Source organism: Sporosarcina sp. G11-34 (assembly GCF_026931025.1).
Genome location: NZ_JAHNZW010000006.1, coordinates 1 through 15,002, shown reverse-complemented (window position 1 = coordinate 15,002; position 15,002 = coordinate 1). Strand labels below are relative to the sequence as shown.

The 15,002-nt window shown below is 40.8% G+C and carries 14 protein-coding genes and 1 pseudogene; 13 read left to right on the top strand and 2 right to left on the bottom strand.

Annotated elements, in window-relative coordinates; all coding sequences use genetic code 11:
• Nucleotides 1-2 precede the first annotated feature (2 nt).
• The 6 genes from cotE to hfq all read left to right on the top strand — a co-directional run bounded on the left by cotE (nt 3) and on the right by hfq (nt 7,417).
• The gene (gene cotE / locus KSU66_RS09665) at nt 3-581 is read left to right on the top strand and encodes an outer spore coat protein CotE (protein ID WP_269051498.1); all 579 of its coding nucleotides are present in this window, start codon (nt 3-5) and stop codon (nt 579-581) included.
• Between the two features lie 134 nt (nt 582-715).
• The gene (mutS, locus tag KSU66_RS09660; protein ID WP_269051244.1) at nt 716-3,274 is read left to right on the top strand and encodes a DNA mismatch repair protein MutS; all 2,559 of its coding nucleotides are present in this window, start codon (nt 716-718) and stop codon (nt 3,272-3,274) included.
• Between the two features lie 5 nt (nt 3,275-3,279).
• Nucleotides 3,280-5,064, top strand: coding sequence for a DNA mismatch repair endonuclease MutL (gene mutL / locus KSU66_RS09655; protein WP_269051243.1), 1,785 nt, complete (start codon nt 3,280-3,282; stop codon nt 5,062-5,064).
• Nucleotides 5,065-5,288: 224 nt separating this feature from the next.
• Nucleotides 5,289-6,203, top strand: coding sequence for an alpha/beta hydrolase (locus KSU66_RS09650; RefSeq protein WP_269051242.1), 915 nt, complete (start codon nt 5,289-5,291; stop codon nt 6,201-6,203).
• A complete protein-coding gene (gene miaA, locus KSU66_RS09645; RefSeq protein WP_443028962.1) occupies nt 6,200-7,132 on the top strand; it encodes a tRNA (adenosine(37)-N6)-dimethylallyltransferase MiaA in 933 nt (310 codons plus the stop codon). Before KSU66_RS09650 ends, miaA begins: the two co-directional genes overlap by 4 nt.
• A gap of 60 nt (nt 7,133-7,192) precedes the next feature.
• Nucleotides 7,193-7,417 (top strand): RNA chaperone Hfq, encoded by a 225-nt coding sequence (gene hfq, locus KSU66_RS09640; protein WP_269051241.1) that lies wholly within the window; start codon nt 7,193-7,195, stop codon nt 7,415-7,417.
• A 101-nt stretch (nt 7,418-7,518) separates the two neighbouring features.
• On the opposite strand, the gene KSU66_RS09635 is transcribed toward hfq, so the two are convergent.
• A complete protein-coding gene (locus KSU66_RS09635) occupies nt 7,519-8,124 on the bottom strand; it encodes a trimeric intracellular cation channel family protein (RefSeq protein ID WP_269051240.1) in 606 nt (201 codons plus the stop codon).
• A 145-nt stretch (nt 8,125-8,269) separates the two neighbouring features.
• On the opposite strand from KSU66_RS09635, the gene KSU66_RS09630 reads away from it, so the two are divergent.
• Entirely contained in the window at nt 8,270-9,535 is a 1,266-nt protein-coding gene (locus KSU66_RS09630; protein ID WP_269051239.1) for a methionine gamma-lyase family protein, read from the top strand.
• Between the two features lie 57 nt (nt 9,536-9,592).
• Here the strand turns inward: KSU66_RS09630 and lexA are convergent, their stop codons facing one another.
• Nucleotides 9,593-10,213: a transcriptional repressor LexA gene (gene lexA / locus KSU66_RS09625; RefSeq protein WP_269051238.1), complete on the bottom strand. Its 621-nt coding sequence runs from the start codon at nt 10,211-10,213 to the stop codon at nt 9,593-9,595.
• 206 nt (nt 10,214-10,419) lie between these two features.
• Here lexA and yneA point away from each other — a divergent pair, with 206 nt between their 5' ends.
• The 6 genes and pseudogenes from yneA to KSU66_RS09595 all read left to right on the top strand — a co-directional run.
• Nucleotides 10,420-10,734 carry a cell division suppressor protein YneA gene (gene yneA / locus KSU66_RS09620; protein ID WP_269051237.1) on the top strand — a complete coding sequence of 105 codons (315 nt, stop codon included), beginning with the start codon at nt 10,420-10,422 and terminating at the stop codon, nt 10,732-10,734.
• A complete protein-coding gene (locus KSU66_RS09615) occupies nt 10,731-11,393 on the top strand; it encodes a YneB family resolvase-like protein (RefSeq protein WP_269051236.1) in 663 nt (220 codons plus the stop codon). The genes yneA and KSU66_RS09615 overlap by 4 nt, the downstream gene beginning before the upstream one ends.
• A gap of 71 nt (nt 11,394-11,464) precedes the next feature.
• Nucleotides 11,465-11,698 (top strand): DUF896 domain-containing protein, encoded by a 234-nt coding sequence (locus KSU66_RS09610; protein WP_269051235.1) that lies wholly within the window; start codon nt 11,465-11,467, stop codon nt 11,696-11,698.
• Between the two features lie 92 nt (nt 11,699-11,790).
• Nucleotides 11,791-13,794 carry a transketolase gene (tkt, locus tag KSU66_RS09605; protein ID WP_269051234.1) on the top strand — a complete coding sequence of 668 codons (2,004 nt, stop codon included), beginning with the start codon at nt 11,791-11,793 and terminating at the stop codon, nt 13,792-13,794.
• Nucleotides 13,795-13,873: 79 nt separating this feature from the next.
• Nucleotides 13,874-14,440, top strand: coding sequence for a helix-turn-helix domain-containing protein (locus KSU66_RS09600; protein WP_269051233.1), 567 nt, complete (start codon nt 13,874-13,876; stop codon nt 14,438-14,440).
• A pseudogene (locus KSU66_RS09595) lies at nt 14,401-15,002 on the top strand (IS3 family transposase); the annotation flags it as partial. The gene KSU66_RS09600 and the pseudogene KSU66_RS09595, both read left to right, overlap by 40 nt.

Below are 15,002 nucleotides of genomic sequence, written 5' to 3'. Positions count from 1 at the left end.
AGCTGAAAAATTTGCGTCAGATTGTGACGAAGGCAGTTATTGCCAAAGGAAGAAAACGGACTGAGTCAAAAGAAACGTTAAAACCGCCAAACTGTCCGACGAGTATACTTGGCTGCTGGGTCATTAACCATACTCATTCAGCAAAGAAAACCGGTAAGTTTATTGAGGTTACCGGCAAATTCGATGTGAACGTTTGGTATTCCCATCACGATCATTCAAAGACGTCTGTTTTCACGGAAACAATCCCTTACAAAGACCGAATACGCCTGCACTACCGCGATGAACCTACATCAGGCCACGAGGAAATTATCGTCAACGTCATTCAGCACCCAAATTGTACGGAAGCAATTATTGCTGATTGCGGAGAGAAATTCGTAATCTGTATCGAGCGCGAATTGCTTGCTGAAGTTGTAGGGGAAACAAAAATCTGTATTACTGTGCATCCTCATAGCTTTGAAGAGGAATGGTCGTTTAGTGAAGAATCATCAAGCCACCACGATCATGGCAAGGGACCAAGTAAAGGTCATGACCAAGACCATGGGCATGATCATAATAGAGGAAAAGATACACCACCGTTTTAAAAGGCCGGAAAATTTATCCGGCTTTTTTCAATTGTGTGAACTTCTAGCGCTTCTTGGGGTTAGCGGACCGCTTGCGCTTTTTTAACTTTTTTTTGTTATAATAAAGAAAACATAAATTGTAGCGAGGTTGACAAATGACGAATCACACACCAATGATGCAACAATATTTAAAAGTAAAATCGGAATACGAAGATGCATTTTTATTTTTTAGACTCGGGGACTTTTACGAACTTTTTTTCAAAGATGCAACAGAAGCGTCTCAGATTCTTGAAATCACTCTAACAAGTCGGGATGCCGCAAGTGGAAATCGGATTCCGATGTGTGGCGTACCCTATCATGCAGCCGCGGGCTATATCGAAACGTTAGTTCACAAAGGCCATAAAGTGGCAATTTGCGAACAAACAGAAGATCCAAGAACAGCTAAAGGCATTGTAAAAAGAGAAGTGGTAAGGGTAATAACGCCCGGTACCATTACAGAAGGAAAAAGCATTGATACGAACATGAATCATTTCATCGGTGCTGCTGATATTATCGATGAAGCAAATTACGCGCTTGCCTACCTTGATTTGTCTACGGGGGAAGGAAAAGTACAATACGTTGAAGGTGACGAGCGAACGCTTATAGCTGAAATTGAAACACTTGGGATGAAAGAAGTTGTTGTCGGCGAAAGTCTTCATATTGCACTTAGTGACAATATGGCAAAGCGCAATATTGTGCTATCGATTGAATCGGGTGCCGAAAATCTGGAAACAACTGAAAATGTTCCACAAGATGTTATGGAAGCATGTAGTAAACTTGTTTCTTACGTAAAAAGAACACAGAAAACAGCGCTAGAACATATACAGCCATTCAAATTTATTCATAAGCAAGCGAAATTATCAATCGACGCGAATTCAATGCGGAATTTAGAGCTTGTGCAATCCATTCGAAACAGCACAAAAGAAGGATCTTTATACTGGTTGCTAGATGAAACAGTAACTGCGATGGGTGCAAGGAAATTGAAGATGTGGATACACCAACCATTAGCAGACATGATTGAAATTAAAAAAAGACAAGAAGCTGTAACTGAACTAATTGAAGAATTTTTCTTGAAAGACGAGTTAAAAACGAGCTTGAAAGAAGTGTATGATTTAGAACGTCTTGCAGGACGGATTTCAATGGGAAGCGCAGGAGGAAGAGATCTCGCCCAATTACGAAACTCGCTTCGAAGGGTCCCGGAAATTAAAAACTTGCTGTCAAATTCCAACAGGCCTTTACTTCAGGAATTTGCGGAAAGAATTGACACATGCAGTGAAACAAGGTCGGTTTTGGAAACTGGAATCACGGAAAATCCTTCGATAACGATTAAAGAAGGCGGCGTTATAAAAGATGGATTTGATGCGAAACTAGATACATATCGAGATGCAGCAAAGAACGGAAAAGTGTGGCTCGCGGAACTGGAACAACAAGAACGTGTGAAAACGGGCATTAAAAACCTTAAAATAGGGTATAACCGAGTATTCGGATACTATATTGAAATTACGAAATCGAATATTCATTTGGCTGATCTCGAGCGCTATGAACGAAAGCAAACTCTTGCAAATGCTGAAAGGTATATAACACCTGAATTGAAAGAGAAAGAAGATTTAATACTTAATGCGGAAGCGGAAGGATTGGAGCTCGAATACGTCCTATTTACACAGATCCGGGAGGAAATGAAAGCACATATACGAAAAATTCAGCAGCTCGCGTCTGTTTTAAGTGAGCTTGATGTTCTCTTATCTTTTGCAACTGTCTCTGAAAATCAAAACTATGTAAAACCATCATTCCATAAGGGGAAGGCACTTGAAATTAAAAATGGTCGACATCCTGTCGTTGAAAAAATGATGGATCATGCACTTTACGTTGCGAATAGCTGTAAATTGACAGACGAAGCCAATATGTTGTTAATCACGGGACCGAATATGTCCGGGAAAAGTACATACATGCGCCAAGTTGCTCTTATCGTAGTGATGGCACAAATAGGTTGTTACGTTCCTTGTGAAAGTGCGTCGCTACCGGTTACAGATCAAATCTTTACGAGAATTGGAGCGGCGGATGATTTAGCATCTGGTCAAAGTACATTCATGATGGAAATGATGGAATCACAACATGCAATTGCCAATGCAACCGAGAAAAGCTTGCTTTTGTTCGATGAAATTGGACGGGGCACATCGACATATGATGGTATGTCACTAGCACAAGCGATGATGGAGCATATCCACAACGAAATCGGCGCGAATACATTGTTTTCTACGCATTATCATGAACTAACAAACTTGGACCAAGAACTTGTCCGACTCGAAAATGTTCACGTAGCTGCAATGGAACAAGATGGGAAAGTCGTCTTTCTCCATAAAGTGATGAAAGGGGCGGCAGATAAAAGCTATGGAATCTACGTTGCTGATCTCGCTGGACTACCTACGCCTTTACTCAATCGTGCGAAAGAATTGCTCGAACAATTTGAAAGTGCTAAGACAGCACCCATCGAATCGAACGAACCGGAGCAACTTGCATTCTTTGATTTAAACAGTGAACAACAAGTTACGGTTTCCAAAGAAGAAACAGAAGTTTTGACGAACCTTCAAGACAAGGACGTTCTAAACATGACACCTCTATCAGCTTTGCAGTACGTTTTTGAATTGAAAGAAAAGCTGAGTTCAAGGAAAGGGTGACTACAGTGAATATCATCAAAGTAATGGATGATACATTATCAAATAAAATTGCAGCTGGGGAAGTTGTTGAACGCCCGTCTTCCATCGTCAAAGAACTTGTGGAAAACGCCATTGATGCGGACAGTACATTGATCGAAATCTCACTTGAGGAAGCAGGTTTGATGAAAATCCGTGTCACGGACAATGGGAAAGGAATGAGTCCGGACGATGCGATTCGTGCGTTTGAACGTCATGCAACGAGTAAAATTATGAATGAACACGACTTGTTTCGAATCCGGACTCTCGGTTTTCGGGGCGAGGCACTGGCGAGTATTGCATCCGTTTCAAAAATTGATTTATGGTCGTCCGATGGACAAACAGCTGGAACAGAAGTCCGTATCGAAGGAGGCCAGCTTATTAAGCATAATAGCGCGGCTTTGCGTAAAGGAACGGATATTACAGTTTCCCAGCTATTTTACAATACACCTGCACGACTCAAATATATGAAGACCATTCAAACAGAACTTGGGCATACAATTGGTCTAGTCAATCGTCTTGCACTAAGTCACCCTAAGATTGCTTTCAAGCTTTCTCACTATAGTCAAATTCTTTTGCAAACATATGGAAGTGGCGATCAGCTTCGCGTATTTTCGGATATATACGGAATGGCTATGGCGAAGAAAATGATTGCGTTCGAAGGAGAAAATGCGGATTACAAAGTGAGCGGTTACGTTTCGCTTCCAGAAATGACGCGTGCTTCAAGAAACTATATAACGTTGATGGTAAACGGCAGATGGGTAAAAAGTTATGCCATCGACAAAACGGTAATCGATGCGTTTCATACATTTTTGCCAATCGGACGTTTTCCAATCGCAGTTGTGAATATCGAAGGCGACCCAATCTTAACCGATGTCAACGTGCATCCTTCGAAGCAACAAATCCGAATGAGTAAAGAAGGCGAACTGCTGACACTTATAAAAGAGGCAATTAGCCGTGCAATACAGAAAAACATCATCGTTCCTACAGTTACAAAAAAGGAGAATCTAGTCCGCATTCCCTCTGAGCAAGTAAGTATCTGGGATAGTAAGTCTGTAGTGCGCCAGAAGCCTGTACAGGAGTCGATCGAGGAAGTATATACCCAAGGCGTGGAAACTGAAGAGGAGCGCCCATGGGTAGTCAATGAACCGCCTATTGCTCCGGAAGAATTACCAGTGAAACCTGAAAAAAGATTCCCTATGATTTTTCCTGTAGGACAAGTACATGGTACATATATTGTCGCGCAAAATGAGGACGGATTTTTCATGATTGATCAGCATGCTGCACAAGAACGTATTAAATACGAATTTTTTAGAGACAAGTTAAAAGAAACGAACGACGAAGAAAGACAACAACTACTCATTCCACTTTTGTTTCATTATTCAGCAGATGAAAAAGCGAAAATAGAAGAAAGTATGTCTTTGTTTAAAGACGTTGGTATTTATTTAGAAGAGTTTGGACCAACTGCCTATGTAGTGAAAGAATTTCCAGCATGGTTTCCTGCTGGAGAAGAGCAAGAAATTATTGAAGAGATTATTGAGCAAGTGCTAACTTCGCGTAAAATCGATATCGGTAAACTACGGGAAGAAGCTGCAATTATGATGAGTTGCAAAAAATCGATAAAAGCGAATCACTATTTAACAATTACGGATATGGAAAAGTTAATAGGAGACCTTTCCGCGGCAGAAAATCCATTTACATGTCCGCATGGGAGACCTGTGCTCGTGCATTTTACAACATATGAAATTGAAAAGATGTTCAAAAGAATAATGTAAATATATATGTTGAACTAAAGAATCCTACTAACCGTTGATTTCCGTTCCGAGCGGACGCTTTCCGCGGGCGGTCCGTGAGCCTCCTCGGTGCAAGCACCTGCGGGGTCTCACCTGGACGCGCTTTTCCCGCTGGAGTCGCCGCTCTTCACTACAATCAACTAGAGAGTAGAAAGAATCATAAGTTCAACTTATATAGCAGCAAAAGTGAAGGATGGTGCAAACTATTGAACGAATTATCAATTGAAATGACGGATGGTTTTTCACTTTATGCGTTCATCTTAAAACCTGAAGGGAAACCAGTGGGACATGTCCATATTCTTCATGGCATGGCTGAGCATAGTGGAAGATACCGCGAATTTGCGCAAAATCTTGCGGCTAATGGGTATATCGTGTCCAGTCATGACCATCGAGGACACGGAAGAACCGTCGCATTAAATGGGATGAGAGGACATTTTACGGACGAAGCTGGATTTGACCGTGTCGTAGAGGATGCATTTGAAGCCGTGACGTTTTTCCGTGAATCGAATTCAGCTCCTCGGTTCATTCTTTTCGGGCATAGTATGGGCTCTTTTATAGGGCGTAGATTTATTCAAACGCACGGGGATGTTGTTGATCTTGCCATTTTTTCTGGTACAGGCGGTAATCCGGGAGTTGCTCGTTATGCTGGAAAAGCCGTTTCTTATTTGTCGGGGAAAAGGAAAGGATTCAATCAGCCAAATGAGTTTTTGGATTCGCTCGTTTTTGGAGGCTTCAATAAAGGAATTGACAAACCAGTAACAAAGTTTGACTGGATTTCAAAAGATCGGGACATAGTTGAATCATATGTAAGAGATAAGTATTGTGGGTTCATACCAACGACGCAGTTTTTCTCTGACTTGTTTGACGGTCTTGGAATGATTCATAAGAAAAAAGAAATTAAGAAAATCCGTAAGACATTACCCATATTGCTTTTTTCGGGCTTAAAAGATCCGGTTGGCGATTTTGGAAAAGCAGTTTGGAAAGTAGCGAAAGCGTACAATCGGGCGGGGATTGAAGATGTAACGGTACTGCTTTATGACGAGGGAAGACATGAAATACTGAACGACACGGAGCAAGAAGAAGCTACCCAAAAGGTTCTGGATTGGATGGCAAATCGATGATGAATTTACCAGATGTCCTCGCAATCGTTGGTCCTACAGCTTCAGGTAAGACAGCTTTAAGTGTTGAACTCGCAAAAAAAATCGGTGGGGAAGTTATTAACGGAGATGCGTTGCAAGTATATAAGGGATTGGATATTGGGACGGCGAAAATAACATCTGAAGAGATGGATGGAATCCCACATCATATGTTCGACATAAAAGAACCGACAGACTCGTTTTCTGTTGCTGAATATCAAACAGAAGTCCGCAGGTGGATAAAAGACATTCAACAGCGAGGGAAAATACCGATTATCGTAGGTGGGTCGGGTCTATATGTACAAGCGGTATTGTATGATTTTCGTTTTACCGAAGAAGCGTCAGATCCAGAAGTGAGGGATCGACTGGAAAAAGAATTACTAGAAAAAGGCCCCGACCCAATGTATGAACAACTACTTCAAAAAGATCCCGTAGCCGCTGAGAAAATACATCCAAACAATCATCGACGTCTTATCCGTGCGCTTGAAATTATTGAAATAACAGGCGAAACAAAAGGGAGTCATGAAAAAGATGTAGGGAAAAGTGCCCTTTATAGCCATCAAATTATCGGTCTGCAAGTAGAACGTGAACTATTATATGAACGAATTGGTCAACGCGTTGATTTAATGATGGAGCAAGGTTTGCTTGAAGAAGCGAAAGGTTTATGGGAAGAAGGTATTCGGGGCGTTCAGTCTGTCCAAGCAATTGGTTATAAAGAACTTTACCAATACATCGAAGGTGTCCTATCAGTAGATGAGGCAGTGGAGCTCATTAAGAAAAACACGAGAAACTACGCAAAAAGACAAATGACTTATTTCCGAAACAAACTAGATATTACTTGGTTCGATGCGCAATTGGGTGCTGAAGTGATAACAAAGAGTATTTTGAATAAATTGAAGGATTTTGACCGTTGAAAGCGAATACAACTTAAGAGAGCATTTAAAATTTGGTTATCTAACAGGGGGAGTTAGCGTATGAAACAGGTCAATATGCAGGAGTTTTTCTTAAACACGTTACGAAAGGACAATACGTTTGTAACAATATTTTTAATAAACGGATTCCAACTAAAAGGACTTATTAAATCCTACGATAATTATACAATTCTATTGGAGTCCGAGGGAAAGCAACAACTTATTTATAAACATGCTATCTCAACGTTTGCACCATCTAAGACAGTAATAATGAATCCTGAAGAGTGACAAAAAAATTGCTTTATTTCAATATATCAAGACGAAGAAAAGATGGCCTATGCGCAATTGCGAATAGGTCATCTTTGTGATGACTGCGTCAGAGTCTCTGTTTAGTTTTTAACGATTTTTTTAGTTGGAAGTCTCCAATGGAAAACGATTGATAATATTCTCAGTGCGGTTGTAAGAACAAGCAGTACATAAAGTGAGAAACCTTCTTTGAATAGACCGACTCCGATTAGAAGCCCAGCTAAGGCACCCCAAACGGCGTATATTTCTTTCTTAAAGACTAAAGGTTTTCTACCCGCAAGAAGGTCTCTTATAATCCCTCCGCCAGACCCCGTTAAAACGGCCGCGACGATAACAGCACCGACGGGTAATCCTAACTGAACAGCCAACAGCGCACCTTGTATGGCAAATGCGGCAAGCCCAATCGCGTCAAAATAAGTACCCCAGCGCTCCCAGTGAGACATTAATTTACTAGGGAGTAAAAATACAACAGTGATCGAAATAAGGGCCATTTGAAACAAAAATCCTTGATCCCACAGCGTGGCCGTAGGGGCGCCAATAAGCAGATTGCGTAATGCACCCCCGCCGAATGCAGTTACGACCCCCAATATATAGACACCGAACAAATCATATTTTTCTTCCATCGCAATAATTGCGCCAGAAACGGCAAATGCAATTGTGCCAATTAAACTAAAAACATCCCAAGCCAAGCAACTTCCCCCAATTCCAACTACTACTAAATACTTTACTCAGTTTAAGGGAACTGTCAATCTTAAAAATGATAAATATTGACCTGTACGGACAAGCTGATAAGATTATGTATGGAATATGTGACAAGAAAGAGGATTAAATAATATGTTTGATGATGAAAATAATGTGTTAATTAAAAAAGCAGAAGAAATTGAACAGAAACTCGTTCCATTTTTCTCTAGCGTGGAAAAAATAGCTTTTTACAACCAACGAAAAGTACTTTCTGCTTTTAGAAAGAACAAAGTTAGTGATTTCCATTTAAATGGTTCGACTGGTTATGGCTATGACGACGAAGGTCGTGACGTTTTAGAGCGTGTATATGCAGATGTTTTTGGCGCTGCATCTTGTCTAGTACGAAATCAGATTATATCTGGCACACATGCAATTTCGATTAGTTTATTTGGGGTTTTACGCCCGGGAGATGAATTATTATATATCACTGGTAAGCCATACGACACATTGGATTCCATCGTTTCGGGAAATGGTAAAGACACGGGTTCTCTTAATGATTATGGAATTACATATAAACATATTGATTTGAATGAAGACGGCTCTGTTAACTTTGAAGAAGTTATAAAAAATATTCATAGCAAAACAAAAGTGATTGGTATCCAACGTTCAAAAGGGTATTCAGATCGTCCTTCTTTCATGGTTGAAGAAATTGGTGAAATGGTTCGTAAAGTAAAAGAAGTCAATCCTGAACTAATTGTCTTTGTCGATAACTGCTACGGAGAGTTTGTCGAAGAGAAAGAACCGACGGAAGTTGGGGTCGACTTAATGGCAGGTTCCCTTATTAAAAACCCAGGTGGCGGACTTGTCAGAACGGGTGGTTACATCGCGGGTCGTGAAGATCTCGTTGAACAATGCGGATATCGAATGACATCACCGGGTCTAGGTGCAGAAGCAGGTGCATCACTAGATACACTACTTGAAATGTATCAAGGATTTTTCCTTGCGCCTCATGTGGTAAGTCAAGCGGTTAAAGGCGCCCTCTTTACGGCAGCCCTTCTCGAGGATTTTGGTTTAGATACGACACCGCATTATACAGACAAGCGAACAGACTTGATTCAAGCTGTATCTTTCCGTAATGCGGAGCAAATGATTGCGTTTTGCCAAACAATCCAAGAAAACTCACCAATCAATGCTCACTATGCGCCAGAACCTTCCTATATGCCGGGATACACAGACGATGTCATAATGGCCGCGGGAACATTTATCCAAGGCTCTAGCATCGAGTTGACAGCAGATGGCCCAATCAGGCCGCCATATACTGCCTATGTCCAAGGTGGCCTTACTTATGAGCATGTGAAGGCGGCAGTGTTATCTTCAATTGGCAAGCTTGTGGATGAAAAGCTTATTGATACAAAATAAAAAAGAACTGTTCTTTCACCCTATTGTAGCGGAGTGAACTGAACAGTTCTTTTTATATTAATGAATCATTCGATAGACGCCGACAACTTTACCAAGTATGGATACGTTATCTACAATGATTGGATCCATTGAAGAGTTTTCCGGTTGAAGTCTGAAGTAATCTTTTTCTTTAAAGAAACGTTTGACAGTTGCTTCGTCCTCATCTGTCATAGCAACAACAATTTCTCCATTTTGTGCAGATTGCTGTTGTTTAACGACGACATAGTCCCCATTAAGAATTCCAGCCTCAATCATACTATTTCCTACAATTTCAAGCATGAACAACTTATCTTCCATCGTACCAAACGATTCTGGTAGTGGAAAATATTCCTCAATGTTTTCAATCGCGGTGATTGGTAGACCAGCAGTCACTTTACCAACGAGCGGCACATTTAGTACGCCAGGTGTAAACGCGTTAAGTCCTTCAGGATCTAAAATTTCAATTGCTCTTGGTTTTGTTGGGTCTCTTCTTATGTAGCCCTTACTTTCAAGTCTTGCAAGATGCCCGTGGACGGTTGAACTCGAGGCAAGGCCTACCGCAGTTCCAATTTCTCTTACGGATGGTGGATATCCCTTTGTTTTCACTTCATCTTTGATAAAAGTCATAATGTCTTCTTGGCGTTTTGAAATTTTTTTCATGAAATTCACCCCTCAAATAGTAGTTTGTTCGTTTCTTTGTGTCTAGTAGTTTTCCACTACCGAAAAGAAACAATTCATTAACATTAGTATATCAGCGCTATATAAAAATGGCAAACGTTAGTTCTGGAAAAGGTGTTGACAAACAATAATATTTAAATTAATATAAGAACATGTATTCCGAACAAACATTCTTAGGGGGAGAAATGATGACTTTTATTAAAAACAACAGTTACTTACTTCTTATTTTGGTCTTATGTATTACTTTTTCATTTATTGGAACGAAAAAAATAGGTGCTGATTTTGCGGTGGAAGAAGTAACGATATCAGAAGGGGACACGTTATGGGGTCTTTCGGTACAATACGGCGATAATATATCTTCTGAAAAATGGATTGAACAAGTGATGAAATTAAATAACCTTACATCTGTTAATATACAAATAGGACATGATTTGAAAATACCGAGAGTCAATGCCATGGATAGAAATGACATTGCAACTAATTTAGCAGGTGATAAGGATTGAGCGAACGAGTTAAGAAGTGTGTAATCTATTGTAGGGTGAGTACAGAGAAAGAAGAACAGGAAATGTCATTGTCAAGGCAAGAAGAGGAGCTAGAGCAACTAGCCGATGAGTTAGGGCTTACACATGTCGAAACATTTAGAGACAAACATAGTGGGTTCGATATGGACCGGGAAGGTTTACTTGATCTGTTAGAATTTGTTCGTGAAGAGAAAATTCAGACGGTGCTTATTCAAGATGAGACAAGACTTGGACGAGGCAATGCCCGAATGGCCGTGCTGCATCTCCTTGCAAAAACAGAGACGGAAATCTATACATATAGTGAAAGCGGCCCAATCGCATTGAATGAAATGGATACAATGCTTCTAGAAATATTGTCTATTGTAGAAGAGTATCAGCGGAAATTGCACAATGCGAAAATTAGACGCGGTATGAAAAGAGCAGTACGAGAAGGATATCGTCCTGAAAAGAATTTGAAGAATAAAGGGAACGCTGAAGGTCGTGAGCGGTTGGAGGTTCCTGTCAGTGAAATAGTGGCACTTCGTGATAAAGGGTTAACTTACGAAGAGATTACGGGGGTTCTTAAAGGGCTCGGCCACGATGTAAGTAAGGCAACCGTCCATCGCAGGTTTAAAGAATATGAAATGGAGCAAGAAGGCTGATTTGTTGCACTTCCTGCTCTTTTTGTATACTCTTTAAATCATTCTGTACTATAAAGATGGAGGAATAAAAAATGCTTTCTAAAGAAAAAATAAATCGAATTAATGAGCTTTCAAAAAAATCGAAAACGACAGGTCTTTCAATTGAAGAAGCGAAAGAACAAACGAATCTTCGCAAAGAATATCTTGAGACATTCCGTTCTTCGATGCGTGAAACGATTGAACATGTAAAAGTGGTGGATCCTGAAGGAAACGATGTAACACCGGAAAAAGTGAAACGTGCGCGTGATGGAAAGTATCTCAACTAAGTGTCAGATTGGCCTTGCATATTGTATTTACTCTGCCGTTTGACTAAACTAAGAGATGTAGAAAAGATATAGCTGGGAAGGGAAGTACTTAAATGACTAAACAAATCGATCAACTTGCAATTAACACGATACGTACACTTTCAATTGATGCAATTGAAAAAGCAAATTCTGGACACCCTGGACTACCTATGGGCGCTGCACCGATGGCTTATACGCTTTGGACAAAACATATGCATCACAACCCATCAAATCCGCAGTGGTTTAACCGCGACCGTTTTGTTTTATCAGCGGGGCATGGCTCAATGCTTCTTTATAGCCTACTTCACCTTGGAGGTTATGGCCTTCCAATGGAGGAAATTAAAAACTTTAGACAATGGGGCTCTTTAACTCCAGGACATCCGGAATACGGACATACTGTTGGTGTTGAAGCGACAACAGGTCCACTTGGACAAGGTATTGGTATGGCTGTTGGTATGGCAATGGCTGAAAAACACCTTGCTGCTACATATAACAAAGCCGATTTTAACATTGTGGATCACCACACATTCGCACTTTGTGGGGATGGTGATTTAATGGAAGGCGTTGCTGCTGAAGCCATTTCACTAGCGGGTCATTTACAACTAAACAAACTAATTGTTTTATATGACAGTAACGATATTTCTCTAGACGGCGAACTCGATATGTCATTTTCTGAAAACATTCAAAAACGCTTCGAATCATACGGATGGAATTATATCCGTGTCGAAGATGGCAATGATATTGCTATTGTCTCTGAAGCGATTGAAAAAGCAAAAGGGAATGTCGGCGGTCCAACGATGATTGAAGTAAAAACAGTCATCGGATACGGTTCACCTAACAAGTCAGGTAAATCCGCGGCACACGGTGCACCGCTTGGTGAAGATGAAATGAAACTGACAAAAGACTATTACAAGTGGACGTTTGAGGAAGATTTCCATGTGCCAGATGGCGTATACGAAGCATTCCAAGACGCGGCAGAAGTATTAGGTGTTCAAAAAGAGCAAGCATGGAATGACCTATTCGAAAAGTATGAAGCAGAACATGCGGAACTTGCAAACCAATTGAAAGACGCGATTGACGGCAAGTTACCGGAACAATTCGAACAATCTCTTCCAACGTACGAAGTAGGAAACTCCCTTGCAACTCGCGTTGCATCCGGACAGGCGATTAATGCAATTGCCACGCAAGTTCCATCGTTGTTTGGCGGAAGTGCCGATTTAGCAGGTTCGAATAATACGACAATTAAAGAGTCTGGTGACTTCTTGCCATCCGATTACTCTGGCCGTAATATATGGTTCGGAGTTAGGGAATTTGCAATGGGAACTGCACTTAACGGAATGGCACTTCACGGTGGATTGCATGTATTCGGTGGAACATTCTTCGTGTTCAGTGACTACGTCCGTCCTGCCATCAGGTTGTCTGCAATTATGGGCGTTCCTGTGACATATGTATTTACACATGATAGCGTTGCAGTTGGAGAAGATGGAGCAACACATGAACCAGTTGAACAGTTAGCATCACTTCGTGCAATGCCGGGCTTATCTGTCATTCGTCCTGCAGATGCAAACGAAACAGCTGCTGCATGGAATATTGCTGTGTCATCTAAAAACACACCGACAGCTCTTATACTGTCACGTCAAAACTTGCCAGTTCTACCGAAATCAGCGGAACAAGCAATGGAAGGCGTTAAAAAAGGTGCTTATATTGTTTCTCCGGCAACTAAAGAAAAACCAGATGCAATTCTTATTGCGACGGGATCTGAAGTGAGCTTGGCTGTAGCATCACAAGAGAAGTTAAAAGCAGAAGGTATCGATGTATCTGTCGTTTCCATGCCTTCATGGGATCTATTTGAGAAGCAAGACGTGGAATATAAACAAAGTGTTCTACCGAAAGACGTGAAAAAACGCGTAGGTATTGAAATGGGTGCATCACTTGGCTGGCATAAGTATGTTGGCGACGAGGGAGAACTTATTACAATCGATACATTCGGTGCAAGTGCTCCAGGAAATACTGTTATCGAAAAGTACGGTTTCAGTGAAGAGAACGTAATCTCTAAAGTAAAAGCGTTACTAAACTAATAAAAAGCTGTTCCGAAAATCAGATTTGTAGTGCACCCCAAAAGTTAGAGTTGAAAACTAACTTTTGGGGTGTTTTATTATGGCTAAATATAGTGACGAATTTAAAGTAATGATTGTGCGTGAATATCTGGCGGGACTACTTGGATATAAACGGTTAGCTGAAAAATATAAAATAAAATCCACTACACAGATCAAAAATTGGGTACTAGTATACAAGGAGTATGGTGTAGAAGGATTATTTAGAAAGGAAAGTAACGAAGTTTATTCTGTTCAATTCAAGCTCGATGTACTAAGCTTTATAAAAAGGACAGGCGCTTCGCTGACAGAAACGGCACTTCACTTCGGCCTAACGAATCCACCTATGATTTCTTCATGGAATAAGAAGTTTCTTGAAGGTGGCGCGGAAGCCCTGGACCAACCGAGAGGAAGGCCAGCCATGTTTGATAAAGCGAAGAACGTCAAAAGCACACAGCTTACTTCAAAGGACGAGATGACACGTGAACAGAAATTAGAACGAGAGAATGAACTCTTGCGTCTGGAGGTAGCGTACTTAAAAAAGTTAAAAGCTTTTCAGATGGATCCGGACGGCTATCTCGAAAGGCACAAACAGCGCTATCATTCGAACTCAAGGATAAATTCCGACTGAAGGATGTCTTGGAGATTGTAGATATTCCAGAGTCGTCTTACCACTATCATTTAAAACGATTGAAAAAAGACAATCCAAATCAAGAGCTCGAAGAAACCATCCAATCTATTTTCACTGAACATGATGGGAATTATGGTTACCGAAGGATTCAATTAGAATTACGAAATCGCGATATTCTAGTGAACCACAAAAAAGTACAACGAATCATGCACAAGCTCGGATTGAAGGGGACAAAGTTTACTCGGAAATCACGTCGCTATAGTTCCTACAATGGTACCGTAGGTACAGTGGCAAAGAACCTGGTGAACCGTCGCTTTAACACACCTATCCCGTACCAAAAACTAACAACGGACATAACGGAGTTTAAATGTTTAGATGAACGTAAACTTTATCTCAGTCCGATGATGGATATGTATAATGGAGAGATTCTCTCCCACGGTATGAATATGCATCCTACTCTTGATTTTGTGATGAAGCCTTTAGAAGAAGCACTCGACATCGTAAGAAACGCAAAATATCGCACCACAATCCATTCAGATCAAGGTTGGCATTATCAACACAA